Raw genomic sequence first — 21,580 nt, 5'->3', positions numbered from 1 at the left:
GCCATATCATTAAATTTAAAAAGCCTAAAAATATTAATTTTTAGGCTTTTTTTTTTTAATCAGCAAATTTTCATTCAACACATAGCAACCTAGCTTGACTTTCAAAGTATAAAAAATGTTTCTACGCGTTAAATATCACTTTTAAGAATTATACATTTATTGTCACTACATATCCTTCGGATCCACGAATATTAAAAACTGTTCCATCTTCAAACAATAAATACTGTCCTTTTATTCCGGCTAGTTTTCCTTGAAAAGTTGGCGTTTTATCTAGACTCAAACTTGCTACTTTTTTTGGATATTCAAGAACTGGATAATGCATTTCATACAAATCATTTTTCTCTGGATAAAAATATTCGCGAACTTCATCCGGAATCAAACTTTCTACTTTGGCTTTTTCAAGAATTAAATCAACGCTTTCTACATTATTCTGAAGCATTTTTCTCCAATTTGTTTTATCTGCATAATGATTTTTTAACGCCACCTCGGTAATTCCTGCTAAGTATCTATTAGGAACTTCTACGATTGCCAATGCTTGCGTTGCACCCTGATCGATCCAACGTGTAGGTACTTGTGTTTTTCTAGTCACTCCTACTTTTACTTCGCTAGACAAAGCCAAGTATACAATATGCGGTTGCAATTGCACTTTTTCTTCATATACTAGATCACGATCCTGTATTCCTAAATGTGCCGTACTTAATTCTGGTTTCATAATCCAATCTCCAACTGCAGGACTTGAGTAAAAACAATCGTAACAAAATCCCTGACGGAATATTTTTTTCTTCTTACCACAATTTAAACATTGGTAGCCTACAAAATTAATTTCAATTTCTTTATTCAATAATTGATTGACATTGATAAAACTATCTTCAAAAACCAAATAATATTGAATTGGGTTCCCCATTTCGGTTTGCATCTTTGTAAGTACACCTTGATATTGCATTAGATTTTAGTTTTTAGTCCCGAAGCTATCAGGAGCTGATTTTATTTTTTTTTAGATTTTAGATTCTTTCTTAAGAATTTAAACCCCGATACTGTTAAAACTCCATTTTTGAATTGGAATCTTTATCCTAAATAGAATTGTCATTTATAAAAAAACACTATTTTTGATACAACGACAAAGTTAGTATTTGTCTATCGATATTCAAATCTTAAATTCCTGACTTTTTGCGTTACTAGGAAAATCAGCAATCTAAAATCTAAATTCATTCATGCCTCTATCAATAATCAATTCATTTGCCTCTTGGGTTCTTAAACAAAGAATCCATCAAATAGAGCTTTTTCTTAAATATCCAAATGAAGTTCAGGAAGAGCTCCTTCATAATTTATTATTGGCTGCCGAAAATACCATTGTTGGAAAACAATACGATTTTGCTTCTATAAATTCTTACCAAACTTTTTCTGAAAGAGTACCTATTGCTACTTACGAAGAATTGCAACCTTTAATTGAGCGTACACGCCAAGGTGAACAAAATGTTTTTTGGGAAACTCCTATAAAGTGGTTTGCAAAATCTAGCGGAACTACGAATGCTAAAAGTAAATTCATTCCTGTAAGTAACGAAGCTCTGGAAGATTGTCATTATAAAGGAAGTAAAGATTTATTATGTTTATACCTTAATAATAATGAAGATTCGGAATTGTTTTTAGGTAAAAGTCTTCGCTTAGGCGGAAGTTCTCAGATTTATGAAAACAACAATACGTTCTTCGGAGATTTATCGGCTATCTTGATTGAGAATATGCCTATTTGGGCTGAATTTAGCAGTACTCCAAGCAATAAAACGTCGCTTATGAGCGAATGGGAAATCAAAATTGCTGCCATTATAAATGAAACTAAAAATGAAAATGTAACCAGTTTTGCTGGTGTTCCTTCTTGGATGTTGGTTTTAATGAATAGAGTTCTGGAAGATTCTGGAAAAGGAAATTTATTTGAAATCTGGCCTAATCTGGAAGTTTATTTTCATGGTGGCGTGAGTTTTTCTCCTTACAGAGAACAATACAAAAACATATTACCTAAAAAAGATTTTAAATACTACGAGATATACAATGCTTCTGAAGGTTTCTTTGCCATTCAGGATTTAAATAATTCCAGTGATTTATTGCTAATGCTGGATTACGGAATTTTCTACGAATTTATTCCGATGGAAACTTTTGGAAAACCAGTGCAAAAAGTTATCCGATTGGCCGATGTTGAATTAGATAAAAATTATGCAATCGTTATTACTACCAATTCTGGTTTATGGCGTTATTTAATTGGTGATACAGTTCGTTTTACTTCTTTAAATCCATATAGGATCCGAGTTACAGGAAGAACAAAGCATCATATTAATGTTTTTGGTGAAGAGCTTATGGTCGAAAATACCGATCAGGCTATTGCCAAAGCGTGCCAGTTAACAAATACTGAAGTTATAGATTACACTGTAGCTCCTATATTTATGCAAGACAAAGAAAAAGGAGCTCACGAATGGATGATTGAGTTCAAGAAAAAACCTGCCGATGTTGGTCTTTTCCAAAAAGCGCTTGATGAAACACTACAATCTCTAAACTCCGATTACGAAGCCAAACGTTATAATAATATGACGCTAAATCCTTTGGTGATTAATGTTGCCAGAGAGAATTTATTCTACGATTGGTTAAAAGAAAAAGACAAACTAGGCGGACAACATAAAATACCTAGACTTTCGAACCAAAGAGATTATTTGGAGCAATTGAAGGGGATGCAGGTTTAAACTTGAATATTAGATAGTTATACCTTCATTTTACAAACAACACTTATCTCCAAATTATGAACAAATTTTTAATATCTTTTTTTCTCATCTCATTGGAACTATACTGTCAAGATTTTGAAGGGAAAATTGAGTACAAAATTTCATACAAAGTCATTTCTGACAAAGAAAGTGAAGCCAATCTAAAAAGGGATTTGGGTACGAAAATCACATTTGTAACTAAAAATGGATTTTACAAAGAAATAACAGATTCTGAATATATGAACTACATTTTATATAATCCGAATGAAAACAAACTATACTTCACTGATAAACTTTTACCTAAAACACTTTTTTTTTATAAAGGAGATAAACTGCCTAATACAAAGATTATTTACAAAATTTTCAAAAACGCAGAAACAATTTTAGGGCATATCTGTAACAAGCTTGTATATAAAACTGAAAAATATGAAATAGCTTTTTATTACTCCAAAGACCTAAAAATAGACCCAAAGTATTTTAAAAACTTCACTTATCTTAATAAAAATAAAAATACAGAGATAATGAAATCTATTTTTTTAAAACAAATAGTCACCACCAAAAATTACATTGCAACAACAGTCGCTTCAAAAATAATATTTGTCAAGATTAGTGATAAAGAATTTATTAAACCTCTGCATGAAATAATAAAAGAGCAGTAACGTGTCAACGCGAGCGTCCCGCTTGTGAACGCAATCAACTTTAAAATATGCTCTTTACGAGTACGAGCGGAACGCTCGCACTAGCGCTGAGGAAAAACAGATTGAGTATTTACTCTATTTTTGAGATAATCTTACCACAATATATCGCTGCTGGCGCGAGCGTCCCGCTCGTGAACGCAATCAACTTTAAAATATGCTCTTTACGAGTACGAGCGGAACGCTCGCACTAGCCCTGGAGTAAAATATCCTATTTGTTTACGTGATTTTGTCAGGTGGAGTCAAAGCCCCGTACGCCCTTCTCACGAAGTTTCGAGACGCTCAGGGTGACAAGTTTGCGAATCTAGAAATCCCAAAATCTAAGTAGTCTAAGCAAGTCTAAATTGTCTAAAATATGCTGAGTCGCATGAGGGATAGCAATGGAAATCCTTTTTATTTTTTTCTTTAAAAAATAAAAAGATTGGAATGTATAGCCCGACCCGCTTTTTCTGCGGGGCATGCCCATAAAAAAACCTCAGCTTAAAATTAGCTAAGGTTTGTTATATAAAAAGGCTTCGACTCCGCTCAACCTAAAATTATTATAAATAAACTACATCATATCAATATACCTATCATGATATCCTAATAGGTATAAAACTCCATCGAGTCCTAAACTCGAAATAGAGGTTGATGCGCTTTCTTTTACCGTTGGTTTAGCGTGAAATGCGATTCCTAGACCTGCTAAATTTAGCATTGGCAAATCGTTGGCTCCATCTCCTACTGCTATGGTTTGATTGATGTGAATTCCTTCTTTTTCAGCTATTGCTCTTAGGTATTCAGCTTTCTTTTGCCCATCTACGATTTCGCCTAAATATTTACCAGTTAACTTACCGTCTTTAATCTCTAATCGGTTGGCATGAACATAGTCGATACCTAGCTCTTTTTGTAAATATTCTCCAAAATAGGTGAATCCTCCAGATAATATAGCGGTTTTATATCCGTAATATTTTAAGGCTTTCATTAAACGATGAGCTCCTTTGGTAATAGGTAATTTTTCGGCAACCGATTGTAAAACATCTTCGCTCAAACCTTCTAACAATGCCATGCGCTTCTTAAAGCTTTCGTTGAAATCTATCTCGCCATTCATAGCCGATTCAGTAATAGCTCTTACTTGTTCGCCTACTCCATTAAGCTCTGCCAATTCGTCTATTACTTCAGTTTGGATTAGCGTTGAGTCCATATCGAAACAAACCAAACGTCGATTTCTTCTATAAATATTATCTTCTTGAAATGAAATATCTACATTTAGGGTTCTGGAAATTTCCATAAAACTTGCTGTCATTGCAATTTTATCTACAACATCTCCTGTTAGCGATAATTGTATGCATGAACGAGGGTAATCTTCATGTTCTACAACAGACGTTCTACCTGTTAATCTTATTATGGAAACAATATTTAAATTTTGATTGGATAATAATTTTGCAACTGCTGCTAATTGCGAAGCTGCTAATTTTTCTCCTAGGATATTAACAATATAGCGTTGCTTGGATTGTGTTTTTACCCACTTTTCGTAATCTTCAATAGAGATTGGAATGAACTTTACCTTAACTTCTAATTCATAAGCTTTAAACAACAAATCTTTCAGAACTGGTCCTGAAGTGGAACCGGCTTGGATTTCAAATAAAATTCCCAAAGAAAGTGTATCGTGAATATCTGCTTGTCCAATATCTAAAATAACGGCATCGTAAGTAGCCAATACTGCGGTTAAACCTGCTGTAACTCCTGGTTTATCATGACCTGAAACTTTTAATAAAATAATCTCTTTATCTTCTGTTGTCATTTTATCTTTATTGATTTAGAAGTGACAAAAATCGACAATCTATTGTTGATAAAAAAGAATATGCTTTGTTTTCTTGTAAAGAAAAAACACAAATCGGCATAATTTATTTAAATAATTTATTCTTTGTTTCCAAAGCTTAGAATAGCCTATATTGAAGCAACTCTAAATAAAAAAAGATTATTTAGAACAACTAGAGAGACAAGTAAATCTTGCCCTAAAATTATTCTAAATAATATTCTGATAATTACCTAATGGTAATTGTTTAATTTAACTACTTGGCATATTCTCATCAAAATTTACCATCCAGTTTACTCCAAACTTATCGGTAAACATTCCGAAATAAGCACCCCAAAAAGTTTTATCCATTGGCATAAATGGATTCCCTCCTGCTGAGAGTCCGTTAAAAATTCTATCGCCTTCTTGTGCACTTTCGACATTAATTGAAACTGAAAAATTCCCTCCAAAAGTTACAGCACCAGATTGTTCGGTACTATCGCTTCCCATTAAAATAGTTTGACCAATTGGTAAACTAACATGCATAATTCTTTCTGCTTCTTCACTGTCACTTGATGCTTGAGAACAATTCTCGTCTGCAGGCATATCTTTGAATTTTCCAATGTATCCAAATTCGCCTCCAAAAACTGATTTATAAAATAGAAATGCTTCTTCGCAATTTCCATTAAAAATTAAATAGGGATTTACTGCTGCCATGATATTTTATTTTTATTGTTAGTGTTTTTATTATTTTTCTTCTGATAATTCTTTTACCATTTCTAATCCTTTCGGAAAAACTTCTTTAAAATAATCTATATATTTCTCGAACGTATCAACTTTAGCTTCGAGAACTGTAAAACCATCTTCTTCGGTCAATCGATAGGTTTCCATTACTCCACTCCACTTTTTTGTTGCTTCATCGATGGGTAATTCTTTAAAGTCTTTTATTTCACCCAAATGCTTAAAAGCCATATATTCATTTGGAATTTTAGTTTCGATAACACTATACATTCCTTCTCCGTTAGGCGACATGAAATGTATTTTATCGCCTTCATTCCAATCACTTATAGTGTGTGAACCTTCGCAAAAAACACTTGTCCATTTTTTGTAGGTTTCATCCTCCCATAAAACTGACCAGATTTTTTCGACTGGAGCTTTAATTCTAATTGCAAACTCTAAAGTTTCCATGAGATTTTATTTTGGTATTTTACTAAAATCCATAAATAAAGAATTCCAGCGATGTCCATCTAAATCTGCAAAAGCACAACCATACATCCAATCACGACTTTCTGCAGGAGCTGCAAAAACATTTCCTCCTGCTTCTAGAACTTTTTGAGCAAGAGCATCTACTTCTTCTTTACTTTCAGCATCTATAGAAATTAACACTTCTGAACTTGTTTTTGTATCTGTTAATTTATTTTGAGAGAAATCTGTAAACATATTCTCTTCAAAAAGCATTATTACAAATTTACCTTCACCAACGAGCATACAAGTTGATTTTGGTGTGTCGTGTTCTTCATTAAATGAAAATCCAATTTTTGAGAAAAAGGCTTTCGATTTTGCTACATCTTTTACTGGCAAATTGAGCCATATTTGCTTTATCATTTTTTGATATTTTAAGTTTTACACTATTTATTTCAAACCATATAAGCAATGTAAGTTCATTTAAGCTGGGCTTACAAAACGCTGTTTTTATTTAATTTCATGTTTTTCAAAAAACTTTGTAACGCTGTCCCTTTATACCTTCCTTAATTACTCTCTACATAATTTTTAAAATTATCAAGAATAGCTTGCCATCCTTGCTGCTGAAAATTTTCTGGATTTTGTGTTTCGGGATCAAAACTTTCGATTATTTCTACTCCGTTTTGGGTTTCATTAAAACTAATTTCAACTTTTCTCCCATCAGAAATTATATATTCAATAGCTTCGTTCTCTTTTACCAAGGTATATTCTCCTTCAAAATCAAAACTCATGCTTCCGTCTCTGGCTGCCATTGTCGATTTAAATTTACCTCCTGTTTTTAAATCATTCTCAGCGTATGGTGTATGCCATTCTGGGGAAGCATTATTCCATTCTTGTATATGTTTTGGAACTGTCCATATTTCCCAAACTTTTGCTATTGGAGCCTTTACTGTGCTTTGAACTGTTATCATATTCAATTGATTAAAATTATCCTTTATAAATTGACTTTTAATTTTTTGGCGCTTGACTTTCATCCATGAAAAATATTTCCCAATGATGTCCATCTAAATCTAAAAAAGCTTTTTGATACATCCATCCGTAATCTTTGGCATCCATGTATTCTGTACCCCCAGCTTTTACTACTGCTTCAATTATTTTATCTACTTTTTCTCGGCTATCAACAGATAACGCCATTAAGACTTCGGTCGTGGTTGCTGTATTGCAAATTTGTTTTTGGGTGAATGTTTTAAAAAACTCTTCTAACAAAAGCATTGCAAATATATTTTCTCCGATTTCTAAACAAGCTGCTTTATCATCTGTGAAATTTAAATTGAATGTAAAACCTAGTTCCGTAAAAAAAGCCATACTGCGATTTAAATCTTTTACTGGAAGATTTAAGAAAATTTCTGTTTTCATTTTTATATAAATTTACAAATTATTTAAAGCAAATTTAAAGTAATCACCTAGTCTTTAGACTATAATAAAAGTCATTTTTAGGGTCATTTGAGACAAAAAAACTATTTTTGTATCGGCTATTTTCATTTAAAAAAAGAAATAATGAGTAAAAAAGTTGGGTTAATCGTTCCATATGACTATAAATTATTGAGTATTGCTGCTATACTGGAAGTTTTTGAAACTGCTAACAAACTACATCCTGAAGGTGAAAAACCGTTTGAAATATTCATTTTTCAATCCTCGGAACAAATAGAGCAAGAGAAATTATTTAATTATAAAGTTAATTCTATCCAATCCTCTGAAGAAAAACTCGGATTGGTTTTAATTCCTGCATTTACTACGGATGATATGAGAGGAATGATTGCTAAAAATAGCCATTTTATTCCTTGGTTAAAAAAACAACATTTACTTGGGGCAGAAATAGCCAGTTTTTGTACTGGTGCTTTCTTGCTTGGTGCTTCTGGATTATTAGATGAAAAGTTAGCTACGACCCATGTTGATGCCTGTAGTGCTTTTAACCAATCGTTTCCTTTAGTAAATTTAAAACCCGAAGAAACATTAACCGTCGACGGAACGCTTTATACAAGTGGTGGATCAACTTCTTCTTTTCATTTACTAATTCTTTTGGTTCAGAAATATTGCGGAAATGAAGTAGCTGTACAAATTGCTAAAATTTTTGCCATTGATTTAAATCGTCATAAGCAAAGTTATTTTAGCACTTTTCGTCCTAATCATTTACATAATGATATTCTTGTTGCTCAATTGCAACACAAAATAGAAAATGAATACAGCACAATAGAGAAACTGGAAGAAATCACTAAAGATATTCCAACCAGTAATAGAAATATGACTCGAAGATTTAAGCTGGTAGTTGGCATTCCTCCTATCGAATACTTGCAAAACATTCGTGTAGAAAGTTCTAAAAAATACCTTGAACAAACGCAACTTTCTATATCCGAGATTATCGAAAAAACTGGTTACAATGACCCGAAATCTTTTAGAAAAGTTTTTTACAAAATGGTAGGAATGAAACCGATAGAATATCGGGAGAAATTTAGAGTGAGATAAAAAAAACCTGTCCAAATAAATGAACAGGTTAGGATGAATCTTTGACAATGTTTAAAATTTTGTCGAAGATATTTAAAGATTTATGAAGCGATTTCTAATCGTTTCAATAAATTTTTATTTAATGTTTCTTTGGCGTACTCTTTATCAATTTCTAATATTTTAACATCTGAACTTGGTAAATCATACATGGCATCAGTTAGGATAGCTTCGCATAACGAACGTAATCCACGTGCTCCTAATTTATACTCCAAAGCTTTTTCTACAATAAAATCCAATGCTTCATCAGTAATCGTAAACTCTACCTCATCCATTAAAAACAATTTTTGATATTGTTTGATTAATGCATTTTTAGGCTGAGTAAGAATTGCACGCAATGTTTCTCTATCTAAAGGATCCATATGCGTTAAAACTGGTAAACGACCAATGATTTCAGGAATCAATCCAAAGTCTTTGATATCTTTTGGAATGATGTATTGCAATAAATTGTCTTTGTCGATATTATCCACATTTTTTGATGTACTATAACCAACTGCCTGACGGTTTAAACGTTTTGAAATAATACGTTCTACTCCATCAAAAGCTCCTCCGGCTATAAACAAAATATTTTGTGTGTTTACCTCAACAAATTTTTGGTCTGGATGTTTACGTCCTCCTTTTGGTGGTACATTTACAACTGTTCCTTCTAATAATTTTAATAATGCTTGTTGCACTCCTTCACCCGAAACATCACGTGTTATTGATGGATTATCGCTTTTACGAGCAATTTTATCTATTTCATCAATAAAAACGATTCCTCTTTCGGCTTTTTCCACATCGTAATCAGCAGCTTGAAGCAAACGTGTCAAAATGCTCTCTACGTCTTCTCCAACATATCCTGCTTCGGTTAAAACGGTAGCATCAACAATTGCCAAAGGAACGTCTAACATTTTTGCAATGGTTTTAGCCACCAATGTTTTTCCTGTTCCGGTTTGACCAACCATAATGATGTTACTTTTTTCTATCTCTACTTCGTCATCCAACTGTTGTTGCATTAAACGTTTGTAATGATTGTAAACCGCAACAGACATTACTTTTTTAGTTTGATCCTGACCAATTACATATTGATCTAAGAATGCTCTAATTTCTTTTGGTTTCTTTAATATTAAATCACCAACTAGTTTTGAGCTTCCACTTGATTTTAATTCTTCTAAAACAATTCCGTGTGCTTGTTCGATACACTTATCACAAATATGTGCATTAATACCAGCAATTAATAAATTGGTCTCTGGCTTTTTTCTCCCACAAAACGAACATTCTAATACTACTTTTGCCATTTTTTATATATCAAGTTTAAGGTTTCAAATTGCTAATATTAACTTGAAACCTTAAACTATTTTTTTTATCCTCTTCTCAAAACCTCATCAATCATTCCGTACTCTTTAGCTTCATCGGCAATCATCCAATAATCACGCTCACTATCTTTATGTACTTTATCAAAAGTTTGTCCTGAATGCTGAGAAATGATATTGTATAATTCATCTTTTAGTTTCAACATTTCGCGTAAATTGATTTCCATATCTGTAGCAACTCCTTGTGCCCCCCCAGATGGCTGGTGAATCATTACTCTTGAATGTGGTAAAGCCGAACGTTTTCCTGCTGCTCCTGCACATAATAAAACAGCTCCCATTGAAGCAGCCATACCTGTACAAATTGTAGCTACATCTGGCTTAATATATTGCATTGTATCATAGATTCCTAATCCTGCATAAACACTTCCTCCTGGAGAATTTAGATAAATCTGAATATCCTTAGATGCATCTGCGCTTTCTAAAAACAACAATTGTGCCTGAACGATATTTGCAATTTGATCATCAATCCCTGTTCCAAGGAAAATAATTCTATCCATCATTAATCTTGAAAAAACGTCTAACTGTGAAATATTCAACTGACGTTCTTCTATAATATATGGAGTCATATTAGTTGGATTCATTGCACTTACGATTTTATCGTAATACATAGCATTTACTCCTTGGTGCTTTGTAGCAAATTTTTTAAATTCTTTACCGTAGTTCATATTTTTTTGTTCTAAGTTGTACGTTACTATATTATATGTATAATTATTTAATCAAAGGTCATACCTCTATTTAATCAAAGGTCATACCTCTTTATAAACAATGCCAATATGTCTTATTTTAAATTTGAAGCCTAAAAAAAGAGCGCCAAAGAAAAATATTCTTTTGACGCTCAAATATACTTATTTTTTTTAGAAATTATTCTCCGTAAGAAGCAGCAATAAATTCTTCGTAAGTTACTTCTTTAGTTGTTGGATTTGCTTTTTCTTTAAACAATACCAATAACTTCTCAGCTACCACTTGTTCTGAAAGTCTTTTTACTTCTTCTTGGTTTGACAATACTCTTGCTACAATTCCCTGAACTTCTTCGTCTGTTGGATTTGTTTGTCCAAATTGAACCATTTGTTGTTTGATTGCAGTTGTTGTGAACGCTTTCAAATCTTCGAATGTGATTTGGATATTACTTTGAGCCATTGCTTTTCCTTCAATCAATTGAAAACGTAATCCTTTTTCTGATCTTGCGTATTCAACTTCTGCTTCTTCTGGAGATAATTTTTTCTCACCTACAGTTTGTAACCATTTTTTAAGGAATTCAGCTGGCAATTCAAATTTAGTGCTCTCAATTAAGAAATCTTGAACATCTGCTAATAATTTTTGATCTGCTTGCTGCGCAAATTGAAGCTCTGCATCTTCTTTAATTTTTGCTTTCAAATCTTCTAATGAAGCTACTTTACCTTCACCAAAAAGTTTGTCAAACAATTCTTGGTTTAATTCAGCTAATTCAGCTCCGTTGATAGCTTCGATAGTAAAGTTAACATCTACATCTAAACCGTGAACATCATCATGACCTACTTTTAAGTAATCCATTAATTGGTGATCATCTTCGAATAAACCTTTAGTATTTACAGTTACAACATCTCCAACTTTTTTACCGATGAATTTATCCGCAGTTTTTTTATCTTTAAAGATAGAAAGTGAAATTGTTGTAGTATTATTGATTCCTTTTTCTTCGTTTGCAAAAGTTCCTGTAATATCAGAATCAGCTGCAACTACGTCTTGAGGAATTGCTTTTCCAAATTGTTTTTGGATACGCTCTACTTGACCATCGATTAATTTATCATCAGCAGTAACGATATATTTTACGATATCATTTTTAGCTTCAAGATCAATTTCGAAATTAGGTACTAAACCAATTTCATATTCGAATACTAATTCTTCAGCATCCCAATCAAAATTTTCGTTTACTTTAGCAAGAGGAGTTCCAAGAAGATTTAATCTTTCAGATTGTACATAACGCTCCAAAGCCAAATCAACTACTTTTTTAACTTCTTCTTGTTTTATTGCTTTCCCGTATTGTTTTTCAACAAGGTCTTTAGGAACTTGTCCTTTTCTAAAACCTTTTACAGTTGCCAAAGGCATTTTTTCGTTTAATCTTTTTTGAACTTGACCTTTGTAATCCATATGAACAACGTTCAATACAATTGTCTCATTTACTGCGTTTATTGCTACTCTTTTAATATCCATCTTCTTCTTTAATTTACATAATAAAATTGGGTTGCAAAATTATAAAATTTTTGCAACCCAACCAAGCTTTTTAATATATTGATAAGAAGTGCTTTTTACACCCCTCCCTTCTTATTATTTTATCTATCTTCTCCTACTATTTTATACGTAATAGACTGTAGAATAGACAGAACGACACTAAATAGTAGTGCGGTCCAAAACGAGTCAACTGTAAACCCGCCAACAATTTTGGTACAGAACAAAATAATTATAGCATTAATAACCAACAAAAACAACCCAAACGTAATCAAAGTAACTGGCAATGTGAATAATACTAATATCGGCTTAACAAAAACATTAAGCAAACCTAATACTACTGCAACAATTAAAGCAATAGTAAAGCTAGCTACATGAACGCCTGGCATAAAATGGGCAATTAGCAATACTAAACCTGCGGTAATCAATATTCTGAGTAATAATTTCATGTTTTTTTCCGTTTTAAAATTTATTTAAAAGTAATAAAGTTTTCATTAAAAAATAATTATTTCTTCAAAAACTCAATAGATAGTCCATAAAACATCTTAGGGTTTTCGGCATGTAGCCAATGTCCAACATTAGGAATTGTCTCGATATTGGAGTCTGGAAAATGTTGCTTGATATTCTCAAAATCCGAATCTAAAATATATCTTGAAGCACCTCCTCTAATAAACAATGTAGCGTTATTAAAAACCAAATTAGCATCTAGTTCTTTTCCAATAACTTCTAAGTTAGTGTTAAAAACTGGTAAATTAAATCGGAACGCTAATTGTCCCGGCTCTAGCCAATACAGATTTTTCATTAAGAATTGTCTTGTACCAAAATCAGAGATATACGCTGCCAAAATAGCTTCAACATCATTACGACTTGGTTTTACCGAAAAATCAACCGCATTTAATCCAGCCAAAATATCTTGATGATGTTGCGGATAATACTTAGGAGCAATATCGGCAACGATTAATTTATTAACTTTCTCGGGATGTATTGCAGCAAAAAACATAGCTATTTTACCCCCCATCGAATGCCCTATAATATCGACTTTATCCAAGTTATTGGCTTGACAATACTCAAAAACATCTTGTACCATTGCCTCATAAGTAAATATATCTGAATGAAAACTACGCCCGTGGTTACGTAAATCTAAAATATGAACCTGAAAACCATCGGCAGCAAATTGAGTACCGAGCGTTTTCCAATTATCAGACATTCCCAAGAATCCATGAAGAATCAATAATGGTTTTCCCTCCCCTTCTATTTTTGAGTATAACATAACTATTTTAATTTTCGCAAATACATATTAACCACATTATCTAATCCAAGATAAAGTGCTTCTGAAATTAGGGCATGCCCTATTGAAACCTCTAATAATCCTGGAATATTTTGTTTAAAAAACTCAATATTATCCAAACTTAAATCATGTCCAGCATTGATTCCTAAATTAAGCTCATTTGCTAATTTAGCCGCTTCGGCATAAGAATCAATTCCCTTTTCGTTTCCTAGACTATATTGATGTGCAAAAGCCTCTGTATATAATTCGATTCTATCTGTCCCTGTTTTTTTAGCGCCTTCAATAATTTCAAGAACTGGATCTACAAAAATCGAAGTTCTGATTCCATTACGCTGAAACTCCTGAATCACTTCTGTCAAATACGATTGATTTTTTATAGTATCCCAACCTGCTGAAGATGTAATAGCTCCGATTGCATCTGGAACCAATGTTACTTGATCTGGCTTGCATTCTAAAACCAAATCAATAAAATTATGCTGTGGATTTCCTTCAATATTATATTCTGTATATACAATTGCTTTTAAATCGCGTGCATCCTGATAACGAATATGGCGTTCGTCTGGTCGAGGATGTATTGTAATTCCTTGACCTCCGAACTTCTGAATATCGGCAGCAACTTTTAATAAATCAGGTACATTTCCTCCTCGTGCATTACGTAACGTTGCAATTTTATTGATATTTACGCTTAACTTTGTCATATAAATGGATATTAATTCTAGTAACACTATATTTGTTACGACAAAAATACAAAGTAAAACTTAGGAGTTTTTGCTATTTTTTGATTATTTTGCATCAAATATTGCTAATTGAATTATGACAGACATTACTAATTACATTACCAATGACTTTAGGGCTATAAATAGTCAAGAAACCATCGCTTCGGTGCAGAATTTTTTTGCTGACCTGAGCTTCTCTCATTTTCCTGTTTTGGAAGACGGAGTATACATTGGCTGTATAGCCTCTGATGATATTGAAACTTTTGATGGTGACAAAAAAGTAATTGATTACAAATATACTCTCGAACACTTTTTTGCCCGAAACAATATGATTTGGCTGGATGTACTGGAAGTTTTCGCTAAAAACCACACTAACTTAATCCCCGTTTTAGACGAAAACAATATTTATCTTGGGTTTTACGAAATAGGTGACATTATCAAATTCTTTCATGAAACACCCTTTTTAAAAGAACAAGGCGGTGTAATAATCGTAAAAAAAGGACTTCTGGATTATTCTATGAGTGAGATTACTCAAATTGTAGAGAGCAACAATGGAAGAATCTTAGGTGCATTTGTTTCTGATGCCAACGCAGACAGTATTGAAATAACCATTAAAATTAGTCTAGGAGCTATGAACGAAATTATTCAAACCTTCCGAAGATACAATTACGAAATTATATCAGAACACCAAGAAGACACCTATATTAATAATTTAAAGGAACGCTCTGATTACTTAGACAAGTACCTTAATATATAAAAAATTAGGCGATGTGTCAATTAGATAATTTTCACATTATGCAATTGACAAATTATCTAATTGACACATTATTTAATCAAAAAGAATGAAAGTAGCTATCTACGGACAATACTATCTAAATAGTACAGACCCAATTATTAAAGACATATTTGTTTTTTTTACCTCGAATAATGTCGAAATGGTTATCGAAGCCAATTTCTTGAAAATGCTTCATGAAAAAAAGATAATCGAAAAAGAATACAAAACTTTCTCAACTCATACTGAATTAGATAGCAGCTTTGAAATGCTCATAAGTATTGGTGGAGATGGAACTATTTTAAGAGCTGCAACATTAATCCGTAATTCAGGTGTACCAATTTTAGGTATCAATGCAGGACGACTGGGATTTCTTGCTACTGTACAAAAAGAGAACATAGCAGCATTTATGCAATTTGTAATTGATAAAAAATATACCGTATCTGAAAGAACTTTATTAAGTTTAACGACAGAACCAAAAAATGAAGCAATAGAAGAACTTAATTTTGCAATGAATGAAGTTACAGTAAGCCGAAAAGATACTACCTCGATGATAACAGTAGATACTTATTTAAATGGGGAATATCTAAATTCATATTGGGCTGATGGATTAATTATATCAACACCAACAGGTTCAACAGGGTATTCATTAAGTTGTGGTGGTCCAATATTAACTCCAGATGTAAACAGCTTGGTGATTACACCGATTGCACCACATAATTTAACAGCCAGACCGCTTATAATACCAGACAATACCGAGATTAAACTTCGAGTATCAGGAAGAGAAGATCATTATCTTGTTTCATTAGATTCAAGAATAGCCTCAATAAAAAATGAATCTATTTTAACCATAAAAAAAACCAATTTTAAAATAAATATGGTTGAAATTCCTGGAGAAACTTTCTTAAAAACCTTACGCAACAAACTACTTTGGGGGGAAGACAAAAGAAATTAAGCTTTTTTCAAGCATAATTTATACTATTTGTAGCGGTTTTATCGTTTTACAAGTATCGTATATTCAGTAATTGCTGAGATATTTCGTCTATAATTCAAAAAAAGACAGTTTTAACTTTATCAGCATTGATTCGTATTGATTATTATTATATTTGCACGCAATTTTTAATTAAATGAACAAAATTTTTAATTTATTGTTATGTTTCTTTTCCTTTACAAGCATGAACGCTCAGATACATGAGGTTGGTGTTTTTTTAGGAGGTAGTAACTATATAGGAGATGTAGGAAGCACAACTTATATTTCACCAGACAAACCTGCCTTTGGCATATTGTACCGATGGAATAAAAGTCCGAGACACGCCTATCGCTTTTCATATACACAATCAACAATCACTGCAAATGATCTAGATTCAAGAGAAGGAGGTCGAAAACTAAGAGGATATCGTTTTGACAATACGATTAGAGAACTTTCTGCTGGTCTTGAATTTAATTTTTTTGACTTTAATTTACATGAAGGCAAAAGAAAGTTCACACCATATGTGTTTTCGGGTATTAATTATTTCAGATATGATGAATTATATATTCAATCTGGCGAAACAAAAAAAGAAAAAAACACAGGTTCATTCGCAATTCCAATGATATTAGGTGTGAAAACAAATTTAACTACTAATTTTGTTCTAGGATTAGAAGTTGGCGCACGATATACTTTTACGGATAATTTAGATGGAAGTAATCCAAATAATGATAATTTAAAATCATTACGTTTTGGAGACTTAAATAATAATGACTGGTATGTTTTTTCAGGAGTTACTTTAACGTATACATTTGGAAACAAACCTTGCTATTGCCCCTATTAAAAAAATGAATTTAGACACAATAGATAAAACAAACTTACCACGACATTTAGCCATCATAATGGATGGAAATGGGCGCTGGGCTAAACAGCAAGGTTTCTTAAGGGCTTTTGGTCATGAAAATGGAACAAAATCTGTAAAAGAAACTATCGAATCCTGTGCCAAGATAGGAATCGAATATTTAACATTATATGCCTTTTCAACCGAAAACTGGAATAGACCTAAGTTAGAGATTGAAACATTAATGAAGATACTTATAAATTCATTAAAGAAAGAGCTCAGTACATTGCAGAAGAACGACATCAAACTTAATGCAATTGGAAATTTAGAAAAATTACCTAAATCTGCACAGAAAGAACTGTTGGATGTTATTGAAAAAACAAAAAACAATACAAGGCTTACGCTCACATTAGCTTTAAGTTACAGCTCTAGAGAAGAACTTATAAACGCTGTTAGAATCATCAGTAATAAAGTTAAAAATAATATAATTTCAATAGACACTATTGACGATTCAATTATAAATGAGCATCTTTACACGCAAAATTTACCAGATGTAGATTTATTAATACGAACAAGTGGAGAACATAGAATAAGTAATTTTTTGTTATGGCAAATTGCCTATGCAGAACTATATTTTACTAATGTCTTATGGCCAGACTTTAAAGAAAAGGATTTATATGAGGCTATCATTAGTTATCAAAAAAGAGAACGTAGATTTGGAAAAACAAGTGAACAAATTAAATGATTTTTTAGTGTTACAAAAAAGAATAAAAATAGTACTTACCTTATTGGTTTTTGGTAGTTTTTCACAAATAAAAGCGCAAGAAAGAATTCCTTTTGACCAAGGGAAAAAATATATTCTTGCTGACGTATCTGTAATTGGTAAAATAAGCTTCAATGAGCAAACTGTTGTCACTTTTTCTGGCTTACAAAAAGGACAGGAAATAACAGTTCCTGGTGAAGAAATAAGTGGAGCCATCAAAAAGCTAGGAAAGCTAGGGCTTTTTGACGAAATTTCATTCTATGTAAACAGAATTGAGAATGATAGCATATATCTAGATTTAGATATTATAGAACTTCCAAAATTAAACGATGTAAAACTTGTTGGTATTAAGAAAGGTAAAATTGAAGGATTAATTAAAGACAATAGTTTAACAAAAAATAAAATTGTAAACGAAAATTTAATTACAACTACCAAGAATTACATCGAAAACAAATACAAAAAAGAAGGTTTCTACAATACCAAAGTAACCATTACTACTACTGCTGATACCACCTCTACAAACCAAGTAAACATGCTGGTTCGTGTAGACAAAGGGGATAAAGTAAAAATTAGCAAAATAGAATTTGAAGGCAACAAACAATTGTCAGATGCTACTTTGCGTAAGGCAATGAAAGATACCAAGCAAAAGAATCCTATTCGTATTTTTAAAGCCTCAAAGTTCATCAAAGACAAATACAAAGGTGATTTAGAAAAAGTTATTGCTAACTACAAAGAAAAAGGATATAGAGATGCTCGAATATTATCTGACACTATTGTTTACGATAAAAAGAAAAATACATTAGCCATAAAAGTAAATATTGAAGAAGGAAACAAATACTACTTTGGTAATATCAAATTCTTAGGAAACACTGTATATACAGACCAATTATTAAATCGTTATTTAGGTATTAAAAAAGGAGAAACATATAACGGTGTGCTTCTAGAAAAAAGGATTGCTGACAAAACAAAACCTGACGCTGAAGATATCACCAATTTATACCAAAATAACGGGTATTTATTCTCTAACATTAATGCTGTAGAAGTAAAAACTGTAAATGATACTATTGATTTTGAAATAAGAGTTACCGAAGGTCCAATTGCATATTTTAATAAAATCTCTGTTGTAGGTAATGACAAAACAAATGATAAGGTAATTTACCGTGAGTTAAGAACTAAACCTGGCGAAAAATACAGTAAAGATTTATTAGTAAGAACAATACGTGAAATTGGACAATTAGGATTTTTTGACCCTGAAGCAATTGATCCAAAATTCAAGAATGTAGATGCTGCTGCAGGAACTGTAGATATAGAGTACAATCTTGTAGAAAAAGGATCTAGTCAGATAGAACTTCAAGGAGGATATGGAGGCAGTGGTTTCATCGGAACTTTAGGACTTTCATTTAATAACTTCTCTGCTAGAAATTTATTTAACAAAAATGCCTATAAGCCCTTACCAATGGGTGACGGACAAAAAGTAGCACTTCGTTTACAAGGAAGTACTTATTTCCAAACGTATAGTGTATCGTTTTCTGAGCCTTGGTTTGGAGGAAAAAAACCAGTACAGTTTAGTACATCGATATCATACAGTACACAGTTTTTAAATAACTACATTACACAAAAAGTAGACAGAAGCAAAAGTTTTAACATCTTAACATTATCTGTTGGTATAGCAAAAAGATTATCAGTACCAGATGATTACTTCGTATTATCACAATCGGTTAGTTACCAACACTATGATTTGCATAATTACAACACTGGATTGTTTACTTTTGGTAATGGAACTTCAAGAAACTTAGCATATACTATTGGACTAACCAGAAGTAACAAAGGGGTAAACCCAATATTCCCAACATACGGTTCAGAATTTAGTGTTTCTGCAAAACTGACTCCTCCTTATTCATTATTTAATGGAATCAATTATGCTGATTTAGCGAATCAGAAAGAATATAAATTAAAAAACACTACTGATAGAGGAAATGTTCCTGATGCAAATGGAAACATGGTGCAAATTGGAGACTACGTTGATGCAAACAACAATAAGGTTAATGATTACACTCTTGCCGCTACTGATCAAGGAAAAGTGGATCAAAAGAAATTTAATTGGCTAGAATACTACAAAATTAAGTTCAAAGCTGATTGGTATACAAAAGTTTATGGTAAATTAGTACTACGAACGCTAACTGAATTTGGTTTCTTAGGGGCATATGACCAATCTAGAGGCGTAGTTCCTTTTGAAAGATTTTATTTAGGTGGAGATGGTATGGCAAACTATTCTATGGACGGTAGAGAAACAATAGCATTAAGAGGATATGAAAATGGTTCATTAACGCCGATACAAAACGGAGAACAAATTGGAGCAACGATTTATAATAAATTCTCTTTAGAATTACGTTATCCAATTACATTGAAACAATCGGCTTCGATTTATGTACTTACATTTGCAGAAGCAGGATCGTCTTACCCAAGTTTCAAAGACTATAATCCTTTCGACTTAAATCGTTCTGTGGGAGCTGGTTTACGTGTATTCATGCCAGCATTTGGATTATTAGGAATTGACTTTGGTTACGGATTCGATACATTACCAGGACAAACAAAACCAAGCGGTTTACGCACACACTTTATTATTGGACAACAATTTTAATCGTATTGGTTAAAAAATTTCAAATAAAATTAATGTTATGAGAAAACAATTTTTATTTATAATTTTGGCTTTGATAGTAGTAAATACAAGTCAAGCACAAACCAAATCTACAAAAATAGGATACATCGACATGGAGTATATTTTACAAAATGTCCCTAACTATAAAGAGGCTCAAACTCAATTAGAGCAGAAAGCCGAAAAATGGAAACAAGAAATTGAAACTAAGAAATTAGAAATCAATAAACTTAAAGACGCTTTAAAAGCCGAGAAAGCATTATTAACGAATGAGTTAATTGATGAAAGAGAAACTGAAATCAAGTTTCTTGAAAAAGAAACATTAGATTATCAACAACAACGTTTTGGTGTTAATGGAGATTTAATCAGACAAAAATCAGCCTTAGCAAAACCAATACAAGATCAGGTTTTTACTGCTGTTCAAGATATAGCAGAAGCTAAAAGATATGATTTTATATTTGATAGATCGTCTGACTTAACAATGCTTTTTGCTGCAAAAAGATATGATGTTAGCGATCAGGTATTAAGAGTAATTACAAGAACCGACAAAAGAGAGCAGTTGACAAAAAAACAACTTGCAATAGAAGAAGAAAAAGAGAATAAAGAAAGTGCAATTGATGAAAGTCCTGCTTTACAAGAAAGACAAAAAATCTTAGATGAAAGAAAAGCTGCAAGAGATAAAATATTAGAAGACAGGAAGGCAGCTCAAGAGGAAAAGATAAGAATATACGAAGAAAATAAAAAAGCAATTCGTGACGCAAGGGAAGCTAAAAAAAATGGCACGGTTTCTGAACCAGTAAAAAAAGAAAGTACACCTTCAGTAACTCCAAGTACAGAAGCAGTTAAAACAACAGAGGCAACAAAAACAACTGCAACTGATGATACAAGAGCTAAACAAGCTGAAGAAAGACAAAAGCTTTATGACGAACGTAAAAAAGCTTTAGAAGAAAGAAGAAGTAAAATTTTAGAAGAAAGAGAAGCTGCCAAAAAAGCGAGGGAGCAAAAGGCAAAAGAGGACAAAGAAAAACAAGGAAATACGACCAATAATTAATTAATATTTTAAAATGAT

22 protein-coding genes are annotated in these 21,580 nt (G+C 32.2%); 9 read left to right on the top strand and 13 right to left on the bottom strand.

What is annotated here, in order from left to right; translation table 11 throughout:
- Window positions 1–148: 148 nt before the first annotated feature.
- On the bottom strand, window positions 149–943 hold the full coding sequence (locus tag IUY40_RS09685) for a DUF2797 domain-containing protein (RefSeq protein ID WP_195736671.1): 795 nt from the start codon (window positions 941–943) through the stop codon (window positions 149–151).
- Between the two features lie 268 nt (window positions 944–1,211).
- Between IUY40_RS09685 and IUY40_RS09680 the strand changes: the two genes are divergently transcribed.
- Window positions 1,212–2,726 (top strand): GH3 auxin-responsive promoter family protein, encoded by a 1,515-nt coding sequence (locus IUY40_RS09680; protein ID WP_195736670.1) that lies wholly within the window; start codon window positions 1,212–1,214, stop codon window positions 2,724–2,726.
- Between the two features lie 56 nt (window positions 2,727–2,782).
- The gene (locus IUY40_RS09675) at window positions 2,783–3,403 is read left to right on the top strand and encodes a hypothetical protein (protein ID WP_195736669.1); all 621 of its coding nucleotides are present in this window, start codon (window positions 2,783–2,785) and stop codon (window positions 3,401–3,403) included.
- Window positions 3,404–3,989: 586 nt separating this feature from the next.
- Here IUY40_RS09675 and serB read toward each other — a convergent pair.
- The 6 genes from serB to IUY40_RS09645 form a co-directional block, all read right to left on the bottom strand.
- Complete coding sequence (gene serB, locus IUY40_RS09670) at window positions 3,990–5,219, bottom strand: phosphoserine phosphatase SerB (protein ID WP_195736668.1); 1,230 nt, start codon at window positions 5,217–5,219, stop codon at window positions 3,990–3,992.
- 267 nt (window positions 5,220–5,486) lie between these two features.
- The gene (locus tag IUY40_RS09665; RefSeq protein ID WP_195736667.1) at window positions 5,487–5,930 is read right to left on the bottom strand and encodes a VOC family protein; all 444 of its coding nucleotides are present in this window, start codon (window positions 5,928–5,930) and stop codon (window positions 5,487–5,489) included.
- Window positions 5,931–5,960: 30 nt separating this feature from the next.
- Window positions 5,961–6,401, bottom strand: a complete 441-nt coding sequence (locus tag IUY40_RS09660) for an SRPBCC domain-containing protein (protein ID WP_195736666.1) — start codon at window positions 6,399–6,401, stop codon at window positions 5,961–5,963.
- A gap of 6 nt (window positions 6,402–6,407) precedes the next feature.
- On the bottom strand, window positions 6,408–6,818 hold the full coding sequence (locus IUY40_RS09655) for a VOC family protein (protein ID WP_195736665.1): 411 nt from the start codon (window positions 6,816–6,818) through the stop codon (window positions 6,408–6,410).
- A 143-nt stretch (window positions 6,819–6,961) separates the two neighbouring features.
- Window positions 6,962–7,366 (bottom strand): SRPBCC family protein, encoded by a 405-nt coding sequence (locus IUY40_RS09650; protein WP_195736664.1) that lies wholly within the window; start codon window positions 7,364–7,366, stop codon window positions 6,962–6,964.
- A gap of 37 nt (window positions 7,367–7,403) precedes the next feature.
- On the bottom strand, window positions 7,404–7,811 hold the full coding sequence (locus IUY40_RS09645) for a VOC family protein (RefSeq protein ID WP_195736663.1): 408 nt from the start codon (window positions 7,809–7,811) through the stop codon (window positions 7,404–7,406).
- Window positions 7,812–7,952: 141 nt separating this feature from the next.
- Between IUY40_RS09645 and IUY40_RS09640 the strand changes: the two genes are divergently transcribed.
- A complete protein-coding gene (locus tag IUY40_RS09640) occupies window positions 7,953–8,918 on the top strand; it encodes a helix-turn-helix domain-containing protein (protein WP_195736662.1) in 966 nt (321 codons plus the stop codon).
- Between the two features lie 80 nt (window positions 8,919–8,998).
- Here IUY40_RS09640 and clpX read toward each other — a convergent pair whose 3' ends face one another.
- The 6 genes from clpX to IUY40_RS09610 all read right to left on the bottom strand — a co-directional run bounded on the left by clpX (window position 8,999) and on the right by IUY40_RS09610 (window position 14,494).
- A complete protein-coding gene (gene clpX / locus IUY40_RS09635; protein ID WP_195736661.1) occupies window positions 8,999–10,231 on the bottom strand; it encodes an ATP-dependent Clp protease ATP-binding subunit ClpX in 1,233 nt (410 codons plus the stop codon).
- Between the two features lie 65 nt (window positions 10,232–10,296).
- Entirely contained in the window at window positions 10,297–10,971 is a 675-nt protein-coding gene (clpP, locus tag IUY40_RS09630) for an ATP-dependent Clp endopeptidase proteolytic subunit ClpP (RefSeq protein ID WP_039114814.1), read from the bottom strand.
- Between the two features lie 196 nt (window positions 10,972–11,167).
- On the bottom strand, window positions 11,168–12,493 hold the full coding sequence (locus IUY40_RS09625; protein WP_195736660.1) for a trigger factor: 1,326 nt from the start codon (window positions 12,491–12,493) through the stop codon (window positions 11,168–11,170).
- A gap of 119 nt (window positions 12,494–12,612) precedes the next feature.
- On the bottom strand, window positions 12,613–12,957 hold the full coding sequence (locus IUY40_RS09620) for a phage holin family protein (protein ID WP_195736659.1): 345 nt from the start codon (window positions 12,955–12,957) through the stop codon (window positions 12,613–12,615).
- Window positions 12,958–13,013: 56 nt separating this feature from the next.
- Window positions 13,014–13,778, bottom strand: a complete 765-nt coding sequence (locus IUY40_RS09615; protein ID WP_195736658.1) for an alpha/beta fold hydrolase — start codon at window positions 13,776–13,778, stop codon at window positions 13,014–13,016.
- A gap of 2 nt (window positions 13,779–13,780) precedes the next feature.
- Window positions 13,781–14,494: a pyridoxine 5'-phosphate synthase gene (locus IUY40_RS09610; RefSeq protein WP_195736657.1), complete on the bottom strand. Its 714-nt coding sequence runs from the start codon at window positions 14,492–14,494 to the stop codon at window positions 13,781–13,783.
- A gap of 115 nt (window positions 14,495–14,609) precedes the next feature.
- Here IUY40_RS09610 and IUY40_RS09605 point away from each other — a divergent pair, with 115 nt between their 5' ends.
- The 6 genes from IUY40_RS09605 (at window position 14,610) to IUY40_RS09580 (ending at window position 21,562) form a co-directional block, all read left to right on the top strand.
- Window positions 14,610–15,269 (top strand): CBS domain-containing protein, encoded by a 660-nt coding sequence (locus tag IUY40_RS09605; RefSeq protein ID WP_195736656.1) that lies wholly within the window; start codon window positions 14,610–14,612, stop codon window positions 15,267–15,269.
- 85 nt (window positions 15,270–15,354) lie between these two features.
- On the top strand, window positions 15,355–16,239 hold the full coding sequence (locus tag IUY40_RS09600; RefSeq protein ID WP_195736655.1) for an NAD kinase: 885 nt from the start codon (window positions 15,355–15,357) through the stop codon (window positions 16,237–16,239).
- Between the two features lie 172 nt (window positions 16,240–16,411).
- The gene (locus tag IUY40_RS09595) at window positions 16,412–17,095 is read left to right on the top strand and encodes a DUF6089 family protein (protein ID WP_195736654.1); all 684 of its coding nucleotides are present in this window, start codon (window positions 16,412–16,414) and stop codon (window positions 17,093–17,095) included.
- Window positions 17,096–17,099: 4 nt separating this feature from the next.
- Complete coding sequence (locus IUY40_RS09590) at window positions 17,100–17,837, top strand: isoprenyl transferase (protein ID WP_195736653.1); 738 nt, start codon at window positions 17,100–17,102, stop codon at window positions 17,835–17,837.
- Entirely contained in the window at window positions 17,770–20,496 is a 2,727-nt protein-coding gene (gene bamA, locus IUY40_RS09585) for an outer membrane protein assembly factor BamA (protein ID WP_195736652.1), read from the top strand. The genes IUY40_RS09590 and bamA overlap by 68 nt, the downstream gene beginning before the upstream one ends.
- Before the next feature lie 37 nt (window positions 20,497–20,533).
- Window positions 20,534–21,562, top strand: coding sequence for an OmpH family outer membrane protein (locus tag IUY40_RS09580; protein WP_195736651.1), 1,029 nt, complete (start codon window positions 20,534–20,536; stop codon window positions 21,560–21,562).
- Window positions 21,563–21,580: the final 18 nt, after the last annotated feature.

Origin of the sequence: Flavobacterium sp. ALJ2 (genome assembly GCF_015594725.1) — a bacterium.
Taxonomy (GTDB): Bacteria; Bacteroidota; Bacteroidia; order Flavobacteriales; family Flavobacteriaceae; genus Flavobacterium.
Note: the sequence above shows the minus strand (reverse complement) of the source record. Positions and strands in the feature narration are given on the sequence as shown.

Coding starts and splice junctions, on each gene's coding strand:
- IUY40_RS09605 (WP_195736656.1), top strand. CDS start 14,610: ATGACAGACATTACTAATTACATTACCAATGACTTTAGGGCTATAAAT.
- IUY40_RS09665 (WP_195736667.1), bottom strand. CDS start 5,930: ATGGCAGCAGTAAATCCCTATTTAATTTTTAATGGAAATTGCGAAGAA.
- IUY40_RS09675 (WP_195736669.1), top strand. CDS start 2,783: ATGAACAAATTTTTAATATCTTTTTTTCTCATCTCATTGGAACTATAC.
- IUY40_RS09640 (WP_195736662.1), top strand. CDS start 7,953: ATGAGTAAAAAAGTTGGGTTAATCGTTCCATATGACTATAAATTATTG.
- clpP (WP_039114814.1), bottom strand. CDS start 10,971: ATGAACTACGGTAAAGAATTTAAAAAATTTGCTACAAAGCACCAAGGA.
- IUY40_RS09620 (WP_195736659.1), bottom strand. CDS start 12,957: ATGAAATTATTACTCAGAATATTGATTACCGCAGGTTTAGTATTGCTA.
- serB (WP_195736668.1), bottom strand. CDS start 5,219: ATGACAACAGAAGATAAAGAGATTATTTTATTAAAAGTTTCAGGTCAT.
- IUY40_RS09625 (WP_195736660.1), bottom strand. CDS start 12,493: ATGGATATTAAAAGAGTAGCAATAAACGCAGTAAATGAGACAATTGTA.
- IUY40_RS09615 (WP_195736658.1), bottom strand. CDS start 13,778: ATGTTATACTCAAAAATAGAAGGGGAGGGAAAACCATTATTGATTCTT.
- IUY40_RS09610 (WP_195736657.1), bottom strand. CDS start 14,494: ATGACAAAGTTAAGCGTAAATATCAATAAAATTGCAACGTTACGTAAT.
- IUY40_RS09685 (WP_195736671.1), bottom strand. CDS start 943: ATGCAATATCAAGGTGTACTTACAAAGATGCAAACCGAAATGGGGAAC.
- bamA (WP_195736652.1), top strand. CDS start 17,770: ATGAGGCTATCATTAGTTATCAAAAAAGAGAACGTAGATTTGGAAAAA.
- IUY40_RS09655 (WP_195736665.1), bottom strand. CDS start 6,818: ATGATAAAGCAAATATGGCTCAATTTGCCAGTAAAAGATGTAGCAAAA.
- IUY40_RS09645 (WP_195736663.1), bottom strand. CDS start 7,811: ATGAAAACAGAAATTTTCTTAAATCTTCCAGTAAAAGATTTAAATCGC.
- IUY40_RS09600 (WP_195736655.1), top strand. CDS start 15,355: ATGAAAGTAGCTATCTACGGACAATACTATCTAAATAGTACAGACCCA.
- IUY40_RS09660 (WP_195736666.1), bottom strand. CDS start 6,401: ATGGAAACTTTAGAGTTTGCAATTAGAATTAAAGCTCCAGTCGAAAAA.
- IUY40_RS09590 (WP_195736653.1), top strand. CDS start 17,100: ATGAATTTAGACACAATAGATAAAACAAACTTACCACGACATTTAGCC.
- IUY40_RS09680 (WP_195736670.1), top strand. CDS start 1,212: ATGCCTCTATCAATAATCAATTCATTTGCCTCTTGGGTTCTTAAACAA.
- IUY40_RS09595 (WP_195736654.1), top strand. CDS start 16,412: ATGAACAAAATTTTTAATTTATTGTTATGTTTCTTTTCCTTTACAAGC.
- clpX (WP_195736661.1), bottom strand. CDS start 10,231: ATGGCAAAAGTAGTATTAGAATGTTCGTTTTGTGGGAGAAAAAAGCCA.
- IUY40_RS09650 (WP_195736664.1), bottom strand. CDS start 7,366: ATGATAACAGTTCAAAGCACAGTAAAGGCTCCAATAGCAAAAGTTTGG.
- IUY40_RS09580 (WP_195736651.1), top strand. CDS start 20,534: ATGAGAAAACAATTTTTATTTATAATTTTGGCTTTGATAGTAGTAAAT.